14 protein-coding genes and 2 rRNA genes (1 of these 16 running past the window's edge) are annotated in these 22,858 nt (G+C 41.0%); 15 read left to right on the forward strand and 1 reads right to left on the reverse strand.

The window, feature by feature from the left end; all coding sequences use genetic code 11:
• Together SporoP17a_RS09855 and rrf are read left to right on the forward strand one after the other, a co-directional pair.
• Nucleotides 1–2,671, forward strand: a 23S ribosomal RNA gene (locus SporoP17a_RS09855); it begins 259 nt to the left of the window's first position.
• 73 nt (nucleotides 2,672–2,744) lie between these two features.
• A 5S ribosomal RNA gene (gene rrf / locus SporoP17a_RS09860) occupies nucleotides 2,745–2,860 on the forward strand.
• Nucleotides 2,861–3,952: 1,092 nt separating this feature from the next.
• Here the strand turns inward: rrf and SporoP17a_RS09870 are convergent.
• Entirely contained in the window at nucleotides 3,953–4,336 is a 384-nt protein-coding gene (locus SporoP17a_RS09870) for a helix-turn-helix domain-containing protein (protein ID WP_083034490.1), read from the reverse strand.
• Between the two features lie 736 nt (nucleotides 4,337–5,072).
• Between SporoP17a_RS09870 and SporoP17a_RS09875 the strand changes: the two genes are divergently transcribed.
• The 13 genes from SporoP17a_RS09875 to SporoP17a_RS09935 all read left to right on the forward strand — a co-directional run bounded on the left by SporoP17a_RS09875 (nucleotide 5,073) and on the right by SporoP17a_RS09935 (nucleotide 22,854).
• Entirely contained in the window at nucleotides 5,073–6,545 is a 1,473-nt protein-coding gene (locus tag SporoP17a_RS09875; RefSeq protein WP_083034491.1) for a polysaccharide deacetylase family protein, read from the forward strand.
• 17 nt (nucleotides 6,546–6,562) lie between these two features.
• On the forward strand, nucleotides 6,563–7,882 hold the full coding sequence (locus tag SporoP17a_RS09880; protein WP_237262306.1) for a nucleotide sugar dehydrogenase: 1,320 nt from the start codon (nucleotides 6,563–6,565) through the stop codon (nucleotides 7,880–7,882).
• A gap of 45 nt (nucleotides 7,883–7,927) precedes the next feature.
• A complete protein-coding gene (locus SporoP17a_RS09885) occupies nucleotides 7,928–9,694 on the forward strand; it encodes a glycosyltransferase family 2 protein (protein ID WP_420542205.1) in 1,767 nt (588 codons plus the stop codon).
• Between the two features lie 32 nt (nucleotides 9,695–9,726).
• On the forward strand, nucleotides 9,727–11,454 hold the full coding sequence (locus tag SporoP17a_RS09890) for a polysaccharide deacetylase family protein (protein WP_083034493.1): 1,728 nt from the start codon (nucleotides 9,727–9,729) through the stop codon (nucleotides 11,452–11,454).
• Nucleotides 11,455–11,485: 31 nt separating this feature from the next.
• Nucleotides 11,486–12,760, forward strand: coding sequence for a helix-turn-helix domain-containing protein (locus SporoP17a_RS09895; protein ID WP_083034494.1), 1,275 nt, complete (start codon nucleotides 11,486–11,488; stop codon nucleotides 12,758–12,760).
• A gap of 70 nt (nucleotides 12,761–12,830) precedes the next feature.
• The gene (locus SporoP17a_RS09900; RefSeq protein ID WP_083034495.1) at nucleotides 12,831–15,392 is read left to right on the forward strand and encodes a winged helix-turn-helix domain-containing protein; all 2,562 of its coding nucleotides are present in this window, start codon (nucleotides 12,831–12,833) and stop codon (nucleotides 15,390–15,392) included.
• Between the two features lie 38 nt (nucleotides 15,393–15,430).
• The gene (locus tag SporoP17a_RS09905) at nucleotides 15,431–17,962 is read left to right on the forward strand and encodes a winged helix-turn-helix domain-containing protein (RefSeq protein ID WP_083034496.1); all 2,532 of its coding nucleotides are present in this window, start codon (nucleotides 15,431–15,433) and stop codon (nucleotides 17,960–17,962) included.
• Between the two features lie 71 nt (nucleotides 17,963–18,033).
• A complete protein-coding gene (locus SporoP17a_RS09910; RefSeq protein ID WP_083034497.1) occupies nucleotides 18,034–19,461 on the forward strand; it encodes an aminotransferase class I/II-fold pyridoxal phosphate-dependent enzyme in 1,428 nt (475 codons plus the stop codon).
• 11 nt (nucleotides 19,462–19,472) lie between these two features.
• Complete coding sequence (gene tmk, locus SporoP17a_RS09915) at nucleotides 19,473–20,114, forward strand: dTMP kinase (RefSeq protein WP_083034498.1); 642 nt, start codon at nucleotides 19,473–19,475, stop codon at nucleotides 20,112–20,114.
• Nucleotides 20,115–20,167: 53 nt separating this feature from the next.
• A complete protein-coding gene (locus SporoP17a_RS09920) occupies nucleotides 20,168–20,497 on the forward strand; it encodes a cyclic-di-AMP receptor (protein ID WP_009499399.1) in 330 nt (109 codons plus the stop codon).
• Nucleotides 20,498–20,514: 17 nt separating this feature from the next.
• Nucleotides 20,515–20,955, forward strand: a complete 441-nt coding sequence (locus SporoP17a_RS09925) for a YaaR family protein (RefSeq protein WP_083034499.1) — start codon at nucleotides 20,515–20,517, stop codon at nucleotides 20,953–20,955.
• 68 nt (nucleotides 20,956–21,023) lie between these two features.
• A complete protein-coding gene (gene holB / locus SporoP17a_RS09930; RefSeq protein WP_083034500.1) occupies nucleotides 21,024–22,034 on the forward strand; it encodes a DNA polymerase III subunit delta' in 1,011 nt (336 codons plus the stop codon).
• Nucleotides 22,027–22,854 (forward strand): PSP1 domain-containing protein, encoded by an 828-nt coding sequence (locus SporoP17a_RS09935; RefSeq protein WP_083034501.1) that lies wholly within the window; start codon nucleotides 22,027–22,029, stop codon nucleotides 22,852–22,854. Before holB ends, SporoP17a_RS09935 begins: the two co-directional genes overlap by 8 nt.
• Nucleotides 22,855–22,858: the final 4 nt, after the last annotated feature.

Genomic DNA, 22,858 nt, shown 5'->3' on the forward strand with positions numbered 1-22,858 from the left:
CGGGAAGAGCCCAAACCAAGAAGCTTGCTTCTTGGGGTTGTAGGACACTCTATACGGAGTTACAAAGGAATGTGGTAGATGAAGCGACCTGGAAAGGTCCGCCGAAGAGGGTAAAAGCCCCGTAATCGAAAGCACATTCTCTCCAGAGTGGATCCTGAGTACGGCGGAACACGTGAAATTCCGTCGGAATCCGGGAGGACCATCTCCCAAGGCTAAATACTCCCTAGTGACCGATAGTGAACCAGTACCGTGAGGGAAAGGTGAAAAGCACCCCGGAAGGGGAGTGAAATAGATCCTGAAACCGTGCGCTTACAAATTGTCAGAGCCCGTTAATGGGTGATGGCGTGCCTTTTGTAGAATGAACCGGCGAGTTACGATTCCATGCAAGGTTAAGCTGAGAAAGCGGAGCCGCAGCGAAAGCGAGTCTGAATAGGGCGAATGAGTATGGGGTCGTAGACCCGAAACCAGGTGATCTACCCATGTCCAGGGTGAAGGTCAGGTAACACTGACTGGAGGCCCGAACCCACGTATGTTGAAAAATGCGGGGATGAGGTGTGGGTAGCGGTGAAATTCCAATCGAACCTGGAGATAGCTGGTTCTCTCCGAAATAGCTTTAGGGCTAGCCTCAAACGAAAGAATCTCGGAGGTAGAGCACTGTTTGGACGAGGGGCCCATCCCGGGTTACCGAATTCAGACAAACTCCGAATGCCGATGATTTATGTTTGGGAGTCAGACAGTGGGTGATAAGATCCATTGTCGAGAGGGAAACAGCCCAGACCACCAGCTAAGGTCCCCAAGTATCTGTTAAGTGGAAAAGGATGTGGCGTTGCCCAGACAACCAGGATGTTGGCTTAGAAGCAGCCATCATTTAAAGAGTGCGTAATAGCTCACTGGTCGAGTGGCGCTGCGCCGAAAATGTACCGGGGCTAAACAGATCACCGAAGCTGTGGATTGACCTTAGGGTCAATGGTAGGAGAGCGTTCCAAGGGCGTTGAAGCTAGACCGGAAGGACTGGTGGAGCGCTTGGAAGTGAGAATGCCGGTATGAGTAGCGAAAGAAGGGTGAGAATCCCTTCCACCGAATGCCCAAGGTTTCCTGAGGAAGGCTCGTCCGCTCAGGGTTAGTCAGGACCTAAGTCGAGGCCGATAGGCGTAGACGATGGACAACAGGTTGATATTCCTGTACCACCTCCCCGCCGTTTGAGTAATGGGGGGACGCAGTAGGATAGGGTGAGCACACAGTTGGTTGTGTGTCTAAGCAGTGAGGTGGAGAACGAGGCAAATCCCGTTCTCATCTAACACCAGGCTGTGATGGCGAGGAGATTTAATCTCCAGAGTCCCTGATTTCACACTGCCAAGAAAAGCCTCTAGCGAGGCGGGAGGTGCCTGTACCGCAAACCGACACAGGTAGGCGAGGAGAGAATCCTAAGGTGATCGAGAGAACTCTCGTTAAGGAACTCGGCAAAATGACCCCGTAACTTCGGGAGAAGGGGTGCTCTGGTAGGGTGAATAGCCCGAGAGAGCCGCAGTGAATAGGCCCAGGCGACTGTTTAGCAAAAACACAGGTCTCTGCAAAATCGTAAGATGACGTATAGGGGCTGACGCCTGCCCGGTGCTGGAAGGTTAAGAGGAGGGGTTAGCGCAAGCGAAGCTCCGAATTGAAGCCCCAGTAAACGGCGGCCGTAACTATAACGGTCCTAAGGTAGCGAAATTCCTTGTCGGGTAAGTTCCGACCCGCACGAAAGGCGTAACGATCTGGGCACTGTCTCAACGAGAGACTCGGTGAAATTATAATATGCGTGAAGATGCGCATTACCCGCGACAGGACGGAAAGACCCCGTGGAGCTTTACTGTAGCCTGATATTGAATTCCGGTGCAGCCTGTACAGGATAGGTAGGAGCCTTGGATTCCGGAGCGCCAGCTTCGGAGGAGGCATTGGTGGGATACTACCCTGGCTGTATTGGACTTCTAACCCTTGCCCGTGATCCGGGCAGGAGACAGTGTCAGGTGGACAGTTTGACTGGGGCGGTCGCCTCCTAAAGAGTAACGGAGGCGCTCAAAGGTTTCCTCAGAATGGTTGGACATCATTCGCAGAGTGCAAAGGCATAAGGAAGCTTGACTGCGAGACCTACAAGTCGAGCAGGGTCGAAAGACGGACTTAGTGATCCGGTGGTTCCGCATGGAAGGGCCATCGCTCAACGGATAAAAGCTACCCCGGGGATAACAGGCTTATCTCCCCCAAGAGTCCACATCGACGGGGAGGTTTGGCACCTCGATGTCGGCTCGTCGCATCCTGGGGCTGTAGTCGGTCCCAAGGGTTGGGCTGTTCGCCCATTAAAGCGGCACGCGAGCTGGGTTCAGAACGTCGTGAGACAGTTCGGTCCCTATCCGTCGCGGGCGCAGGAAATTTGAGAAGAGCTGTCCTTAGTACGAGAGGACCGGGATGGACATACCGCTGGTGTACCAGTTGTCTTGCCAAAGGCATCGCTGGGTAGCTATGTATGGACGGGATAAATGCTGAAAGCATCTAAGCATGAAGCCCCCTTCAAGATGAGATTTCCCATTACGCAAGTAAGTAAGATCCCTCAAAGATGATGAGGTGGATAGGTCTGGGGTGTAAGTACGGCGACGTATGTAGCTGACAGATACTAATCGATCGAGGACTTAACCTATTATAAAAAGTAGTTACTTGAACTACACAATGTCCTTTATTCAGTTTTGAGTGAACAAGCTTTACTCAAAGAGTCTAGTAACGATGGCGAAGAGGTCACACCCGTTCCCATACCGAACACGGAAGTTAAGCTCTTCAGCGCCGATGGTAGTTGGGGGTTTCCCCCTGTGAGAGTAGGACGTTGCTAGGCACGCGAAGCCATTCCCTATGGGGAGTGGCTTTTTTGTGTTTTGTAATGGAAAAAGTTGAATGGAATATTGATGTATCCATACTTTACTCGCTCATAGATCTGGGTTATTCGCTCTATTTATTATATTAAACGCTCTATTGTGTTGCTTAACCGCTCATTGAGTTACGATCATCGCTCAATCACTTCGCGTATCCGCTCAATGAGCCTGGAAAATCGCTCTATGCCTCTGTATATCCGCTCAAAGGGTCACAGTAACCGCCCAATAAATCACGGCAAGTGCTCTATCACACGGTTTAACCGCTCAATCCCCTTACATACCCGCTCAATAAGTAACGCACAACCGCTCAATCCTCTCGTATATCTGCCCAGTGAGTCACGGCAAATGCTTAATCGTCCTCCACTGTCAACGGCCACCGCTCTATATCGCTCCATTTAAACGTTCAACAAACCCTGTCAACAACTGCTTCAAATCAGGCATCTAGCTCACCAGTATCCATAACTATCGCTGGCATACTTATGTAAGGTAGAACACACTAGACAACCGAGACAACAACAAAAGAATCCATGTTGAAAAACCCATGGATTAGATAGCAAAGATTCTTATTCAATTTGATTAAAGCGGGCTAACTAATCATACGGAGTAGTAAATATCTTCATCGCTTTCGTATCGTACAGCAATGGAAAGCCCATTGTTTGATTGGAATTTTAGTGCGGTAGTGTCTAGGTTACCCGTAAGTATAGAAAACGAATGTCGATCTTGTTGGGTGGGTAGAAGAGAATAGTGGATAATATCATGAATGAGGGAAGACATTTCTTCATACGACGTAAAAATATAATACTCATTAACCATATAAGCTGGCATATTGTTCATCTCCTTTTAACCTAACTTAAAGACTTAATTGACGGGAGAGTGAAAAGTGAATTTTATATTCGGCAACTAATGGAGTGCCAGCTTCGTTTAAAAGCTAGTATTATACTTTGTTTTACAATAAGTATATGTGTAAATAGAAAATCATTCTACCATTATTATATAGCAGAATGAAATAAAATACTATTGAGTATTGTCAATTTTTCGAAAAATGAGTAATATGATTATTTTCTTAAACTGAACATTGTTTGCATAAAGGCTAACAATGCATTTTTATCTTCCACGGATAATCTTACTCCATTAAAAGATACTTGTTCTTGCAATAGGATCTCAAGGCTATGTTCTCTAGTCGGTTTATTGCTTGTTGGAGAAGAAATAGCTCGATCTACTGTTTCATTAGGCAAGTAACCTGCTAATATTAGTAATTCATTTTTATCTGCTTCTAATGCTGCTGCTAGTGCGCAAATTGTTTCTCGGGAAGGGTTGTATCTACCTTTTTCTAATGAGGCAATGAAAGAGTAACTCAGGCCAGCGAGGTCTGCTAAGTAACGTAATGTCATCTGTCTTTGTTCGCGTAATTTTTTTAGGCGATTTCCAAATTCATTCAAATATATTACCACCTTATCTATTTACAGACTATTGTTAAAAAGTGTGTACTACTATCATAACCTGTATAGTAACAAATAAAAAGAAATACTGTATTAATGTTTATAGGTAAAAAGACTATACTTTTTAAATATACAGAAGTCAGTGAAATACACAATAGAAGTTTTGCCATTGAATTACAGACAAATTGGTTAGAACATACTCAAATTGTTTATCATACTCTTTCTATATCTCCATTCTACTTTATTAGTCAGGGAACTGCTATACTCCAAATCCCTCAACCTTAACATGTCTATATGCTACCTAGAATAGCTGATCAAAGAATTCCAGCATGAGTATCAATTTTAAATAAACCGAGTAGTCTTTCAATAAATGTGTTGACAAAAAGAACTAAACGCCATATTATGTGTTGTAAGACTAAACAAAGAGTTTTTTTAATTTAAATGTTTAGGAAAACAACACAACGCAATATTAATAATTAGAAGGGAGATGAGAAGTATTTTCTCTGTATAAAAAAGAGCAGTATTATATTTAACATTTACTTTTACAGCTATCAAGTACTACTAGTTTTATTGATTAGTTTGTACTCCTGTTTATTGTTGATGAACTTAAATAAACCGTACAAACGGTCTGAACTCCTTATTAACACTAGTCGTACTGAATGCTTAGTGTAATATTCGTAGTTTTTACAAATAGGCTTTTAAAAATGTGGCGACACAGAAAGTGCAGGTGTTGGGAATGCGTTATGAATATGGGATCTCTCATGGTTTTAGCCAATTAAAATTTATTTCTTTTTTGCTACTTCTAAGCTCTTTTTTATTGATGGGAGGGTGTTCACCATTATTTGGAGGTGGAAAAAGTGGTAGTTCAGGTGCTGTTGCACTAGCTAGTCAAAAGGTAGACCCCTATATAGGTGAAAAAAGTGAAGTACTTTCCTATGTATGGACAACTAGAAAAGAGTTATCACTTACGTTTAACGGAATGGCCGACCAAAAGACGATGGTGGCGCTCTTGGATGCTCTAGAGAAAAACAATATTCCAGCTACGTTCTTTCTACCAGGTATTCGAGTAGCGGAAGAACCTGAAATTGCCAAAATGATTTTAGAACGCGGCCACGAAATAGAAAACAACACATTAAACCAAATGAATCTTCAAAATACAAGTTACGAGCAGCTGTACAAAGAAGTAAAACTCAGTAATGAAGTAATCCGAAATGAAACGGGAGTAACACCCCGTTATGTCAGAACGAGATCAGGCGAATACAATGAAGATCTTCAAGCCATAACTGCACAGCTTGGTATGGATGCGGTTGTTCACTACACAATCAACCCACGTGAAGGGGATATGCAGGGAGCAAAGTCAATTGGTGAATATATTGAAAGATATATAACACGAGGCGCAATTATTTCCATGCATACAGATATTAACCCTGAGGTAGTAGATGCAATTCCATATATTGCGAAGGCTGTAGAAAACACTGGTTATCAATTAATCCCACTAAAGGAATTAATTGATAGAGGTACCGAGCGTAAGCCACTTGAACAAATTGCAGGCTATGATCAAATCAAAGTCAATCCAAACTATAAAGATATAAAGCCAAATATTTTCTACGATGCTCCTACTGAAGAAAAAGTGATTGCGCTGACATTTGACGACTGGGCAAGCGATTACACAGTTACAAAGATTCTCGATATTTTGAAGGAGGAGAAAGTACCCTCTACGTTCTTCTTGATTGGTAAAGGTGTTGAGAAAAATCCAAACTTAGCACGCGCTATTTATGAACAAGGCCATGAAGTTGCAAGTCATTCTTATGGCCATGAGATAGTAACAGAAATGACACCTGAAGAACTGCAAGAGGATTTGGTTAAAGCACATAAAATCATTACTGAAGCGATTCAAGCAAAACCCACTATGCTGTTCCGTCCTGCTACTGGTGAAATAGATGAAAATACAGCGAAAATTGCAATGGCAACAGGTTATAAAAGCATTGCATTATATGATGTCACCCCTTTTGATTGGGATACAGCAAATGATGCCGATGAAATTCTCAAACGTGTTGTCAACAAACGTGGAGATGGAAGTGTCATTGTACTTCACATCTTGGATGGCACGCAGACGATTGAAGCACTCCCAAAAGTTATCCATACATTACGCGATCAAGGCTATACATTTAAACATATGACAGAATTAATGCGAATGAAGAATAACTAAAAATGGAGATGGTATGGATGGTGAATTCATTATACGAGCGAATCATGTATAGACAAGAAAAGATTGCAGTGGTTGGTTTAGGTTACGTCGGACTGCCAGTAGCTATTGCATTTTCTGAAGTGGCTGATGTAATTGGTTTCGATGTAAGTGAAAAAAAGATTGACCAGTTAGTTGCTGGAATTGACGTGACAGGTGATGTTGGAGATGAACGAATTCGAGATGCTAATATGCTATTCACCTCCAATGAAAAAGATTTACAAGACGCCAAGTTTTTCGTTGTTGCAGTTCCAACACCCATTCAATCAGGAAACTTGCCCGACTTGAAAGCTCTTCAGTTGGCTAGCCAATTGGTAGGGCGAAACATGAAGAAAGGGTCAGTCGTAGTCTATGAGTCAACTGTCTATCCTGGCGTGACAGAGGAAGTGTGCATACTTGAACTAGAAGGCGCATCCGGCCTGAAATTCGGTACGGACTTTACAGTAGGCTATTCACCAGAGCGCATTAATCCGGGTGATCAAGTCCATCGTTTAGAAAATATTATTAAAATTGTCTCTGGCAGTGATGAGGAAACACTAGATACTGTGGCAAGTGTCTATGAAATGATTATTGACGTTGGAGTATATCGAGCAGAATGCATCAAAGTGGCAGAGGCAGCGAAAGTTATTGAAAATGCCCAACGGGATATTAACATTGCTTTTATGAATGAACTCTCCATGTTGTTCAATCAAATGAAAATTGATACGCAGGCGGTATTGCGTGCAGCAAAAACGAAGTGGAACTTCCTACCGTTTTCTCCGGGGTTAGTAGGCGGTCACTGCATAGGAATCGATCCTTACTATTTAACATATAAAGCAGAGGACTGCGGATACCGATCTAAAATTCTCCTTGCAGGGCGCCATATCAATGATTCCATGGCAGCCTATATTTCCCAGCAAATTCTTAAGATTCTCGCGCAGCAGAAAGTGAATATGAATACTATCAAAATAGGTGTACTCGGCCTTACATTTAAAGAAGATTGTCCTGACTTCCGTAACACAAAAGTACTCGATATTATCAAAGAATTAAAAGAGTATGGAATCGAACCAATTGTCGCAGACCCGTTAGCAGACCCCCAAGCGGTCAAAGAAGAATGTGATATCACACTCGCCTCTATTGATAATTTCAAAGAACTGCACGCAGTGATTGTTGCAGTACCTCACGAGGCATACAGAGGACTAACGCTAGAAGACTTTCAGAACATGTTTGAGACGGAAACTACTCAATTACTAATTGACGTTAAGGGGATTTACAATAAAAAAGAATTTGAAGACCAGCATATCCGATATTGGAGTTTATAAGAAAGGTGTGGAATTACGGTGAAAGAAAAATCAGAAGCCAAAAAGATAATCAGACACACTAGTGAATCGACACTTCTTCCGAACGTTCCAATATTGCGAAGAGATGAAGAGGGCAACGAGGTTGAAACAAATCGCTTGTTAAAAGACTCCTACTCATGTGACCTTAACGTAATAGTGAGAATGAAAAGATTTAGTGCCAAGATGAAAACAAAAGCTATCGAAATATCCAAGACGGAGCTAATCGTAGACTTCGATTCTTCCATGAATTCACTGAAGTCTGGAGATGTTGTATACTTGCGCTTCAAAATTCCACAAGGGACGATGGCGGAAGGGTACGAGTCGACGGTGAGAATCCGAGGAACGGTCAGTTGGCAGGAAGTAAAGATGCCGACTGGTGAAATAACTTGGAAAATGGTCTTTAAATTTGTCGAGTCATTGGATTCCTACTTCCAACGAACAAAATGGAGATTTATTACGACTTTTACGCTTGCCAGTCTGCTGCTTGTCGCGTTCTTTATTGTATTGATGCGTATTGAGAGTTTAGTATACTTCAAATTCAATAAATTTATTTATTTTTATAGTTTAATTGCAGCTACATTTTTGCTAACGCGGTATATATTTGGTGCCTTTTATAGGAACGTACCGATCAATTCACATTATCGTCCTGGTGTTTCTATTATCATTCCAGTCTTTAATGAAGAAGAGTGGATTCATAAAACGATTTACAGCTGTCTGAATCAAAACTATCCAATTGACAAACTGGAAGTAATTGTCGTGGATGATCAGTCGACAGATCGTACAGTAGAAAATGTTTGGAAGGCTGTAGAAAAGCTAGAGCAGGAAGATGAAGTTTACAAAATTAACGAACGATTACAAGTATATGTAATGTCGCAAAATGGAGGAAAACGTGAAGCTTTGGTGGACGGTGTTGCATTAGCTACACATGATCTTGTTGTATTCGTTGATTCAGATAGCTTCCTCGAGCCCAATGCTATTTTGAACTTAGTTCAGCCATTCCAGGATCCTAAAATGGGTGGAGTGGCAGGAAGAACAGATGTTGAAAATAAATATACAAACAGTATTACTAAATTACAAGTCGTACGTTATTACATTGCTTTTCGAGTCATGAAAGCAGCCGAATCATATTTTGATTGTGTCACTTGTTTATCGGGTCCATTGTCTTGCTATAGAAAGTCTTTAATTCTCGAGAATCAGGATGATTGGCTTAATCAAACTTTCTTAGGGCAACCGGCAACATTTGGCGATGATCGTAGTATGACCAATTTCATTTTACAAACACACCGCACGGCATATCAAGATAATGCAATCTGTTCAACAGTGGTGCCGGATAATTTTGGTGTGTTTTTAAAACAGCAAATGCGCTGGAAACGCTCTTGGTTACGCGAATCACTACGAGCAGGAACATTTATTTGGAGGAAAGAAGTATTCATGGCTCTGTTCTTTTACGTAGGTCTGATTGTCCCAATCGCGGCACCCGTTGTCGTACTGTATAACTTAGTCTATGTGCCGTTGTTTCACGGTGTAATCCCAACCACCTTCTTGATGGGCTTATTCTTGATGGCCTTCATGATGAGTACCGCCTACTTGTTCTTTAAGAAAAGCAGTCTTTGGATCTTCGGATTTTTCTTTGTTTTGATGTATGAGGCTGTTCTGTTATGGCAGATGCCTATTGCATGGGTGACATTCTGGAAATCTACTTGGGGAACACGCGATACACCACAAGATATCGAAGCGCGTGAGAAGAAGTTGGGGAAGAAGCTGAAAAAAGATCCTCTAACTATCAAATCATAACTATATGAATTTGTAGACAAGGAGAATGACAAATGAAACAAAAAAGTGATGAAATATTAGATTACGAAAAGAAGAATCGGCGGAAAGTCAGACGATCAATTTTTCAAATAGGTATTTTATTAGTCATTGGTTTCCTTGTGTTCCAAACGTTTGTCGAAATGAATCGTTATGATGCATCGGATACTAAAGACTGGAAGAACACGAGAGGTTTTATTGCTCTTTCATATCCAGGTGTTTCAAGGGATGGGTCAGATTCTTTGTTTGCTAAGAAACAAATGCAACGACAGCTAGAGGCGTTGACGAACCAAGGGTACGAGACAATTTCTCAACAAGATATTCTAAACTTTTACAATAATAAGAAGCCGTTGCCTGAAAAAGCATTATTCCTCGCTTTCGAAGATGGACGTACGGATACGAGCGTATTTGTCAATCCACTGTTAAAGAAGTATAACTACAAAGCGACATTGCTCTCTTTTGCCAACAAATTAGACGAGAACGATAAGCGTTTTCTTCAGCCCTCACATCTAAAACAGATGCAAAAAAGCGGTTTCTGGGAATTAGGTAGCAATGGAAACCGTTTAACGTATATCAATATCTTCAATAAAGAAGGTACCTTCTTGAATATTCGTGATGATGACGAAGTACTGAATAAAGACGAAATCAATTCGTACAACCACTTTTTGATGGACTTCATCCGTGATCAGAACTTGATTCCGAGTGAGAATCGAGTGGAGATGGAAAAGCGGATTACAAATGACTATGAAGATATGCGCAATGTGTATCAAAAACAATTGGGTACTGTGCCCGGTGTCTACATGATTATGCATGCAAATGGTTTATATAATACAGCAAATAAATTGGTTACTGATGTCAATGACAAAGAGATTAGAAAAACATTTGATATGCACTTCAATCAAGAAGGGGATGCATATAACACAAAAGATAAAGAATTATATAACCTAACCCGCGTCCAGCCCAAGACTTCCTGGTCAACAAATCATTTACTCATGAAAATTTCACATGATACAAATCAGAAGATAGATTTTATAAATGGTGACGAAAAACAAGCTAAACAGTGGAAGACGATTGAAAGCGCGGCGGAGTTTCATGATAATACAATCACTCTGACGTCAAAAGCAAGAATGTATGGAAAACTGGTTCTGAAAGAGAGTACGAACAAGGATATACAGTTCACAGGAAAAGTGGGCGGTACTGCTGAAGGTCAACAATCTGTTTACTTAAGACGTAGTGATAATGGTGATTCATATGTAAAAGTTGCATTTGAAAACGACCATCTAGTAATAGAAGAAAAAGTGGCAGGACAGTTGAAAGAAATACTTGAAACAAAACAAATATCCAAAGCTACAATACAGCAAACAACCGATCAAGATAAAACTGACTCAGAAAAAGAAGAAAAAGCACACCAACAAAAGATATTTAATGAAAAAAACTTAAAAATTGAACTTCAAGATAATAAATTAACCATCTGGCTGAATGACGAAAAGGTTATCGATAAGCTAATTGTCAACCGAGACATTCAGGTTGGAAAGCTAGCACTAGGTTCTACATGGATACCAGGAGAATTCCATGATCCAATTCATGACGCACAGTTTAGTGATGTGACAATTTCTTCTTTGACGAAAAGTGATGTTGAACAGACGACATTATTTACAAATAAAATACAAAAGCCACAGCAACTAATGTATACATTTGTCGGTTCAATTAAGTCGGCAATGAACTGGGTAGTCGACAACTTCTAATGACTGGCATGTAAAAAAGGCGGAGATTTCAATGTCCACTAATAAAAAAGTATTATTCATTGTGATTTCCTGCTTCTTTTTTAGTGGATGTCAGGAAAAGAAACAGCAAACTATGAATGTGTCAGGTCTAGATCAATTAGAGTTTTCAGCGTGGGTGACGGAATGGCAATGGCAAAGTGGAGTGGAAGACCTCCGACAAGTTCATGGTGTGCATAGGGCGCAGGTTTTTGCAGCGTATTTTGATGAGGAGGATCACGTCTACTTGCGGGATAAAATGGATGACGCTATTGCCGCAATGAAGAAACTATCAAAGGAACGTAATATACCTTTAGATTTAACGATTGTGAATGACCAGTTTCTACCTAATGGAACAGTCGTGCACAAAGACCCTGAGTTAATTGGACGTTTGGTAGAAACACCAGAAAGTCGTGAAAGGCATATTGATAACATCTTAAATTATATCGATGCCTATCAATTCGAAGGGCTAGAAATAGACTATGAAAATATAAATAAAGATGACCTGCCCAACTTGCTTCAATTTTATAAAGAATTATATGACGTTCTTCAGGCACAAGGAAAACCGTTGCGTATTATAGTGGAACCCAATTTACACGTGGAACAATACCATTTCCCGACAGGACCAGTCTACGTCATGATGGCATATAACTTATATGGGAGCCACTCGGAGCCAGGTCCGAAAGCGAATGATGAATTCATTCGAACAGTAGTGAAAAAAATGAATACTTTACCCGGGCAACCAATTATTGCTCTATCGGCTGGCGGTTTTAGTTGGCAACACGGGAGCGATGAAACGAAACCCCTCACAGAAACAGAGGCAGAGGAACTTGCTAAAAAAAGTAAAGTTATACCTATACGAGATCCATCCAGTGGCAGTATGTATTTTGATTACAAGGATAAATACGGCAAAGCATTCACTGTTTGGTACGGAGATCAGCAGACCTTGTATCAGTGGATAAAAATTGCAGCAGAAGAGGGTCAAACGAGGGTTTCTTTATGGCGAATGGGTGGAATGGAAACATCTACATTGGAATTCCTAAATAAAGCAGTCAATTATAAAGCTTCAGTGAGAGGAGAAAACGGGATGTTGGCCAATCATATAAAAAAACTCAGGAAAGAAATGAACCTGACGCAGGCTGAATTGGCTGAGCGGGTAGGCATCGGACGTACAGCTTTATCCAAAATAGAAAACGGAGCTTACTATCCAAGCGCTAAAACAATGAAGAAAATCTCGGATGTACTCAATAAGCCAATCGGAGAAATATTTTTTAATACAGATGTATCATGAAGTTCCGCAGGTTGATAGGTAGATCAGGATCTGGTGTGAGACCTATAGCAATCGAGGGGAGAGAAAACTTGTGAATGTACATGGAGCTAATGGGAAAGTTAAAATGCCTATAGCAAACAAGGAGATAATCAGTAGAAAAGACATAGAAATTCCTATTCACGCAGGATTGGTTCGACTTACTATCGTCCGCGCACCCGTAGGCTATGGAAAGACTATGTTGCTGAGTAAAAAGTTCTCCGAAATAACTGACTCGACGGCATGGCTCACATTAGACGAAATGGACAATGATCCCGTTAGATTTTGGAATCACGTGATCATGTCCATCGAGAAAAGTGGGAATACAATCCGTGCGGATAGGCTATTGCGTTTCATCAAAACAAGCCCGCCCTATTCTATGATTATTGATATGCTATTGAATGAACTCAGTAGCCAAACAACAAAAATCACACTTGTTTTAGACGATTATCATATGGTCACGAATCCAGTCATCCATAAAATGATGAACCAATTCATCGATTATTTACCACATTATGTGAAAATTTTCATAACAAGCAAAGACGAAGTACCCCTGACCATCTCCAAATGGCGGCCAAAGGGCTGGATATATGAAATTGGTATTCAACAACTTCAATTTCAATTAGACGAAGTCCGAGAGTTTTACCAGAAACGTTCTCCGCAATCGAGCCATTCAAAACTTTTCTATCAGCAAGTATTACGTATTACAGAAGGTTGGCCTTTAGGTATTCAATTGTTAAATATGACGGGTTCAGAAGAAGTTCTCCAATGGGAAGCAAAAGATTTCTCTATCTCGTCACCGGTAGTAACAAATTACTTACTGTATGAAGTATTTTCTAGACTCAGTCCCTCTATGCAAGAGTTTCTCATGCGTACTTCAGTGTTGAAAGATGTAACTCCCGAAAGTTGTAATCAGGTATTGAACCGAAATGATAGTGGAGAGGTATTGAGAGATATGGAGGAGGAGGGGGTATTCACCAATCAGTTAAGAGACAATCAGTTGACATACAGATACCATGATCTTTTTTTGATGGTTCTACGGAACGAAATGCATCATCGCTTTTCGCAAGACAGTGTAACAAAAATTTATGCTAAAGCTGCGCATGTTCAATATAAACAAGGAGATTATGCAACGGCGATCGAGCTAGCGATTAAAGGGAAATTATTAGATGTAGCCAATCATTGGATTGAAGAGAACCTAGTAAATATCTTCGTATCCAAACAGAATGAGATGTTCATGAGATGGATCATGATGCTACGTAAACATTCTTTTGAACTCCATGCAGAAACGCTGGCAATATACGCGTTTAATCTAGCTATTCGGTTTGAAATGGATAAGGCAGAATCGGTTATTCGAGAACTAGATCGTCGGAATGAAAAAACAAATTGGAAAGATGAAGACTCTTTAAAAGACGCGTCGCTAATTTTAGACATTGTAAAAGCCTTTACGTTGTTTAGGGATCAAGGATGTACAAAGAAAAAAGTCACACATTTACAGAAAGTAATTCACGTTCATCCGTTTCCTGCTAATTCCCGATGGAAAAACGTGTCGATCATCTATAACCACTTTGAACCACAATTACTGAGAACGAGCTTGGGCAACAAAGGTAATCTAATTTCTATCAAACAATTATCTACATTGAACGACATTTTGCAAAATGATACATTTCTCGCTCATAACCTATCAAGATACAGTCATGGTCTACAAGCTGAAGTATTGTACGAAATGAATTTGCTGCATGAATCTGAGCAATATAGTAAAAAAGCCTTGGAATATACTTACCATTATAATGATGTAGGCTTGTCTATACCGATGTACGTTTTGCAAGCTAAAATTTTTCTGGCTAATGAACAGTTTACCGAAGCTCAAGCTATACTGAATCACGCCATGGAATCAGCAGCCCATCCTAATTGGCAATGTATTTTGGTTACAATGAAAGCCTTAAGCTATATTCGGGAAGGTGACCTAGAACGAGCAGAGTGTGAATTGAACAAATCATCCAATTTAACACATCAGCAAACAGAATCGGGTTTGGAATTCTGGATGCTTGTACAAGCAAGACTGCATATAGCCAAAGGTAATACACGAAAAGCACTTAATTATATTGAGCAAGTGTCGCAAGAAGCTCAAGAAAAATCTCAGATGACAATTATTATGGAGACAAAGGTATTGCGATCAATTTGTATGTGGAAAAACAACAAAAAGAAGTTGGCGATCGATATACTTCATGAAGCATTGGAGCTAGCAGTCAAATCAGGCTATAAACGTATGTTTTTAGAAGAAAAATCTTTGAACCCGGTAGTAATGAGTTATATAAAAAGCCGAATGAACTTTGAACAGCCACAATGGAAAACAGTGCCACTTGTCTTTGCTCAATCGTTGCAGAAGGACCATACCGATCACCCTGTAGCTACTCATCACAATAGCAAACCGAATTTGACTCCTCGCGAAGAAGAGTTGATTAAGGCGCTTGCAACCGGCGCTTCTAATAAAGAAATTGCGGAACAGCTCTTTCTTTCTGTGGGAACCGTAAGAGTATATCTATCAAAAATCTACAAGAAACTCCATGTCAGTTCACGGACCCAGGCGGTTTTGCAGGCCAAAGACTGGCGGTAGCACGACAATAAACTACTATCAATGTGAGGGTGGTTATCATGGTCATACTATTAGCATCAAAAATACAAATACCAGCACAGCACAAAGAGTGGATTAGTAGAGAGAATATGATCGCTATTCAACATGAGGCAGTTCAGTCAAAAGTTCTGTTTATCAATGCTCCAACGGGTTATGGAAAAACGACATTTTTGACTCAGTGGTCAGATAATTTAAATGAAAACGTCGCATGGTTGACAGTCGATCAAGCGGATAATGAGCCTCTCCAATTTTTTCGTTATATCATCTATACCGTTTATTCAGCTTGCAATTTGCTGCCAAATGAGGAATTACAGCAACAATTGGCCAATGCAGATCGCGATAAACTGAATGCGATGTGGAATTTCTACAAACAACTGGGTAGCGTAATGACGAAACAAGTTCGATTAATTATTGATGACTTTCATCATATCAACTCTCCTGAACTATTGGAAATGATCCAGTATTTTGTAATGGAACTACCTGAACCATTGAAAATTTGTTTCGCCAGTCGCCATTTTCCTCCCTTTACACTTGCACTCTGGCAATCCTTATTCACTGTCACCGAAGTCAAGACGAAACATCTACGTTTCACAGTTGAAGATATGAAAAAGTACCTGAAGCATCAACCTCAACAGCAACAATTAGTGTGGCAAGAATTCATTCAGGCAGAAGGTTGGCCCGCAGGACTTCGAAACGCATTGCAGCCTCAAGGTATGTGTAACCAAATACAATCTGACCGACATCGACAGTATGCTATGAATGTTTTGATGAATGATCTATGGGATAGTTTCTCAAACTCGGCACAACATTTTCTGTTAGCAACATCCATTTTGAATACAATGGATCATAATCTATGCGACGCACTACTAGGGAATAAAGAAAGCTTGGTTCATTTACAAAGTCTAGAGGAAAAAGGCTTTTTCATAGAGAGAGATACTGAAAAAGATGCACATTATCGTTATCATCCTCTTTTCGCTGTCGCGTTGCAACAAAACTTGCACCAAACCTATTCAAAGAGCTTTATAGTAGAATTGCATAAAAAAGCAGCGGGTGTATATTTTCAGCAAGGTGATATAGTGCAAGCAATCACGCATGCCATAATAGGCAAGGCGTATCCACTTGCGAGTACTTGGATGATGAATTACGGTGAAGATATTATAAAGAATAGAGAGACCTTAACCTTCATATCTTGGTGCCGTGAATTTGAAATAGCTAATATTCCATTGGCTTTAGATCTTCAACTATTGTATGCCTTTTCTCTTCTTGCTGAGCACCAAGTGGATGCAGCGGATCTCGTCACAAGCCGAATGACGACCCAAGAAAATCAAAAAGATTGGAACGCTTTTACTGTAAGAAGCCAATCCGCTGCATACGATTATTTTTTGATCAAGTCCTACATCACTATCATACGAATGGGGGGTATGACAGAGGTGGGGCAGTGGCTGCAAAAAGGTTTTGATCTTCATATAAAAAAGCGTTCCAAATTATACGTAATGCCCCTCCAGTTTAATAAAACAGAGCCTACGTTATCGCGCACACCATTAGGTTCTCCTAAAAAATTAGCAATCCATGAATACCAACAAGTACGACTGGAATGGCAATCTTGTCGAGGAAATGAGCTTTCTATTATCGGCTATGATCACGGAATTCAAGCGGAAAGGTTGTACGTGAAAGGCTTACTAAAAGAAGCCAGAGAACATCAAGTAGAAGCACTTCTTTCAGCTCATCATTACCAAGATCCAGGCTTGCTAATACCTATGTATATGCTGAGTTGTAAACTGTATATCGCGAATGGTGAGATGGAAAATGCACATCGAACGTTGCAAAGGGCTTTGTTATATACAGAAGAAAGCCACTGGAGAGGATTTCTATATGCTTTCGAAGCATTCATTTACTTGACGCAGGATAATCTAGAAGAGGCAGAAATAGCTTTCTCAAAAATGCAGAATGGATATAAAGAAGGTACCTCACAACATCCATTTGTCGTACTCGTAGAAGCGAGATTACTTCTGAAGAAAGGTCAATGGGAGGATGCATTGAAGAAAGTGCTACATGTGAAATTTGAAGCAATACAGGAAGGACAAATTGAGACATTGATCGAAGCAAACATCTTAGAAAGCCTATGCTATGCCTATCAAGAATCCTGGCTGGAAATGGCTCAAACTTTACATGATGCCATGACCCATAGTAAAGAGTACGGTTATATACAGTTGTTCACTAGGGAAGAGGGTATGGAATCGATGTTGAAAGAATATAAAAAAATACGAAAGCAATCCCATGAGTGGAATTGGACACAAGTTCCCTACTTCTACGTAGAAAGCTTAGTGCTGGCAACAAAAAAGCGGGATTCGGCACTTGATTCACTGACACCAAGCGAGCAAGAAGTGTTTTCATTACTTGTACTAAGTCAAACCAATCCAAAGATAGCAAGAAATCTAACTTTGACGGAGGAGAGTGTAGGCGTCTACTTGACTTCTATATATGAAAAATTAAGTGTCAAATCAAGAGCACAAGCTATGTTAAAAGCATATAAACCATATGATGTGACCTGAAAAGCGATACTCCTTTAGTCAGGAGTGTCGCTTTTTGCTATACTGAATGAAAGTAAAGGAGTGCGTGCTAGATGAAATATCAAGATCGTCCACTTGTGCAAGCCCTGCAGCGTTTCCTCAACCAGAAGCCTGTTTCATTCCATGTACCGGGACATAAAGGAGGGGCATTATCCGATTTGCCGACAGCTGTGCGTCAGGCACTTGCATATGATTTGACGGAGCTCGCAGGACTTGATGACTTGCATGAAGCGACAGGTGCGATTAAAGAAGCAGAAGACAAGTTGGCATGTCTTTATGGAAGCGAACGGAGTTTCTTTCTAGTGAATGGTTCGACAGTAGGAAACCTGGCTATGTTGTATGCAACAGTTCAGCCGGGAGACTTGGTAATGGTGCAACGTAATGCACATAAATCTATATTCAATGCACTGGAACTGACAGGTGCGAATCCAGTGTTTCTCTCTCCGGATTGGGATGAACAGACGCAAACGGCTGGAACGGTTTCATTGAAGACTGTAAAAGAGGCACTCACGCAGTATCCGGATGTGAAAGCTGCTATTTTCACCACGCCTACTTATTATGGAATAGTAAATAGAGACCTTAGACAAATTATAGAAGTATGTCGTAGCCGCAATATACCAGTCCTCATTGATGAAGCGCATGGTGCTCACTTCATAGTACATGATGCATTTCCTAAGAGCGCACTCGAACTCGGAGCAGATCTGGTCGTTCAGTCCGCGCATAAAACATTACCAGCGATGACGATGGCGTCGTTTTTACATATCCGTTCAAAATTTATAAGAACGGAAAGAGTAGCACATTACCTCCAAATGTTACAATCAAGCAGTCCATCTTACTTAATGATGGCATCTTTGGATGATGCCAGGTATTATGCAGAGACGTATAATGAAAAAGACTATGAAAGTTTTCAAGTATACAGAAATAACTTAATTCAAGGTCTATACAATACGCCTTGCGTTGAAGTAATCGAGACAGATGATCAACTGAAGTTGCTCGTACGCGCAACAGGTCATTCAGGATACGTCTTGCAGGAAGCATTGGAGCAACAGGGCATTTACCCTGAGTTGGCGGATCTGTACCAAGTGTTGCTTGTACTGCCTTTGGTAAAAGCAAGGGATGAAGTATGCATCGATGACGTAGCGAACAAATTTAAAAATGCAATGGACTGTTTAGCGGAGAAAGAGATTACGTCAGTGCGGGTCAACAACTATTTATCAAACAGTGCTCCGTCAACAGTAGTATATACAGCAACCCAGCTTCATACGATGGATAAGGAATGGGTAAGTATGCAGAGTGCAACTGGAAAAGTAGCAGCGGAAGCGATTATTCCGTACCCACCAGGCATTCCTCTATTATGTGCGGGAGAATGTATTAACCAAGACCATATAAAACAAATATACGATCTATTGGTGGCTGGTTGTAGGTTTCAAGGGGCCATCAATCGAGAGACGAAACAAGTAAAAGTAGTTTTGAATAGATAGGGGAATAGAAGATGACGGGATTATTCATTAGTTTTGAAGGGCCGGAAGGGGCTGGTAAGACTACCGTATTGCAAAAAATAGCGGAGCGCTTAAAGGCACATGGAGAAGATGTAGTCATGACACGTGAACCGGGTGGAATTCCTATTGCAGAAAAAATTCGAGAAGTGATTTTGGATTCGAATCACAGTACAATGGATGGTAAGACAGAAGCGTTGCTGTATGCGGCTGCCCGTAGACAACATTTAGTAGAGAAAATCATACCTGCTCTGAAGCAGAATAAAATTGTATTATGTGACCGTTTCATTGATAGTTCATTGGCATATCAAGGGTTTGCACGTGGACTAGGTATAGATGAAGTACTATCAATCAACTTGTTTGCTATTGGGGAGTACATGCCCGATTGCACAATTTACTTCGATGTGCCACCTGAAGTAGGATTAGCCCGGATATGGAAAGACAAAGACCGTGAGCAGAACCGTCTGGATTTGGAAAAACTGGAGTTTCATGAGCGAGTGTACAAAGGCTATCAAGAAGTGATAGCAAGGGATGACAGGCGAATCCAAGTGGTAGATGCACACCAGCTACCAGCGCAAGTCGTGGAAAATGTTTGGCGAATTGTAAGTTCAGAAGTCAACTTACATAAGAATTCATGATATAATAATGAAGAAATATATTTTTATGAGAAATCGGAAAAGGGGAGAGTACATTGAAACTGATTGTAGCAGTGGTACAGGACCAAGATAGTAACCGATTATCTTCTGCATTGACTAAAAGTGATTTTCGGAATACAAAATTAGCCAGTACAGGTGGATTTCTTCGCGCAGGTAACACAACGTTTCTAATGGGTGTGGAAGATGAGTTAGTCTCCAAGGCACTGGATTTAATTCGTGATAATTGTCGTTCTCGCGATCAAATGGTTGCTCCAGTTTCACCAATGGGTGGTAATGCGGATTCATATATCCCGTACCCAATCGAAGTAGAAGTAGGCGGAGCTACTGTATTTGTCTTGCCAATTGAACAGTTCCACCACTTTTAAGCTAGAGGTGAATGCTGATGAAAGTCAATGGTGAATACCGTACAGGATTAGATAAGTTACCGCCTGATCCGCTTCGGCATGCACAAGGTAATGCCAAGTTTGGACAAATGGTAGCAAAACAAGGATCACGTCTGCAAGGAGAACAGATTACACGGTTGTTTGGGGATATCTCAAGTGCTGGGGATCGACTCGCAAGGTCTCGAAATTTACGTGATATGGCGAAATACAAGATGCTGATCAAACGTTTTTTGAAAGAAGCAGTAGATTCAGGTATTGAGTTAACACAATCTCATACATGGAACCAATTTGGTGAAGGTCGCCGGTTGAATCTTGTCCAAACAATAGATGAAAAACTAATCGCGTTGACGGAAGCCCTGTTGGATGAAGAAGAATCATCCATTGATTTACTTGCTAAAATAGGTGAAATCAAAGGCCTTCTAGTCAATTTATATACGTGATCCCGTGCCGCAATCATATGTAGCACGGGGTTTTTTGCAACATCTTTATCAACTAAGGAGGGGCTTGCATGTCACAGAAGTTGCACGACCATGCATTGCAGTCTCAGAAGCAAGTGATCGATAGACTAACTATGATTCACAAAAGACAGCGCATTGGACATGCCTATATATTTGACGGATCAAATGGTGTAGGCAAAGAAGCGGTTGCGCAATACTTCACGAAATTGTTATTATGCATGGACCCAAAAGAAAATGTTCCATGTGAAACATGTCATTCATGTAAACGTATAGAATCGGGTAATCATCCGAACGTAGTACTAATCAGACCCGATGGACAGGACATTAAAAAGGATCAGATGTCTGAATTGATTATGAAAATGACGAAAAAAGGATATGAAGAAGGACGGAAAGTATATGTGATTGTGAATGCGGAAAGAATGAATTCCTCAGCAGCCAATACGTTGCTGAAGTTCTTAGAAGAACCCGAAGGCAGCATCACAGCCATATTGCTCACGGATTCCTATCCATCCATACTACCGACAATTCAATCACGTTGTCAGCGAATTTCACTTCAGTCGATGAATCGCCAAAGTAGTATTGAAAGTCTTGTAGAAAAAGGAGTTACAGCTTCTATGGCATCCACTGTAACGATGATGACGGCAAATGTTGAAGTGGCTTATGAAATGGCGCAAGAAGATTCCTTTGTACAGAGACGGAGATTAGTGTTAAAATTAGTAGAGGCAATCGAACAGCGAACTCCAGGCGAGGCATTGCTGTTCATTCAGACAGATTGGATGCCTTTCATGAAGGAGAAAAGTGATTGTGAACAAGGACTCGATTTGCTTCTATTCGCATACCGTGATATTGTAGCGGTCAAAGCAGGATTGCAGTCGACTATATCCTATCCTGATCAATTGGAAATCTTCACAGGACATTCTGTCAAAAATACCTATAGCAGTTTAACTGTTAAAATAGATGCCGTCTTGCAGGCGAAAAAACGATTGCATCAAAATATGAATCGTACGCTTTTACTAGAACAATTGGTGCTTACTATGCAGGAGGGGTTATTGTTTGTTTAAAGTCGTAGGCGTCCGCTTTAAAAAAGCGGGGAAGTTATATTATTTTGACCCATTGGATATGCCGATTGAAATTGGCGACTATGTTATTGTAGAAACCGCAAGAGGGGTAGAATACGGTAAAGTAGCCAGTCGAAGTAATGAAATAGATGATGAAGATGTCGTCTTGCCACTGAAAAAGATCATTCGTCTTGCAGATGAAGGTGATCGTGAACGTGTGAAGGAAAATGAGCAAGAAGCAAATGAAGCATTTGATGTCTGCGTGGAAAAAATTACAGAACATCAATTGGATATGCGTTTAGTAGATGTAGAATATACATTTGATCGAAATAAAATTGTATTTTACTTCACTGCTGAAGGCCGGGTGGACTTCCGTAATCTAGTGAAGGATCTCGCAGCAATATTCCGCACGAGAATCGAATTGCGCCAAATCGGTGTACGAGATGAGGCAAAAATGTTAGGCGGTATTGGCCCATGTGGTAGAATGCTTTGCTGTTCAACATTTTTAGGCGATTTTGAGCCAGTATCCATTAAGATGGCGAAAGATCAAAACCTTTCATTGAACCCATCAAAGATTTCCGGTCTATGCGGTCGCTTGATGTGTTGCCTGAAGTATGAAAATGATGCATATGAAGAAGCGAAAGCGCTAATGCCCGATCTTGGTAAGCAAGTAGTTACACAGGATGGAGTAGGAAAAGTAGTCGGACTGAATTTATTGGAGCGTGTGCTTCAGGTGAATATACCGGCATTTGAACGAGTAGTAGAATATGCGTGGAGTGAGATTGAGGATCTACAGAAAGAAACAGCTCAATTGACTAAATGATGAG

The organism is Sporosarcina ureae, from assembly GCF_002082015.1.
GTDB lineage: Bacteria > Bacillota > Bacilli > Bacillales_A > Planococcaceae > Sporosarcina > Sporosarcina ureae_A.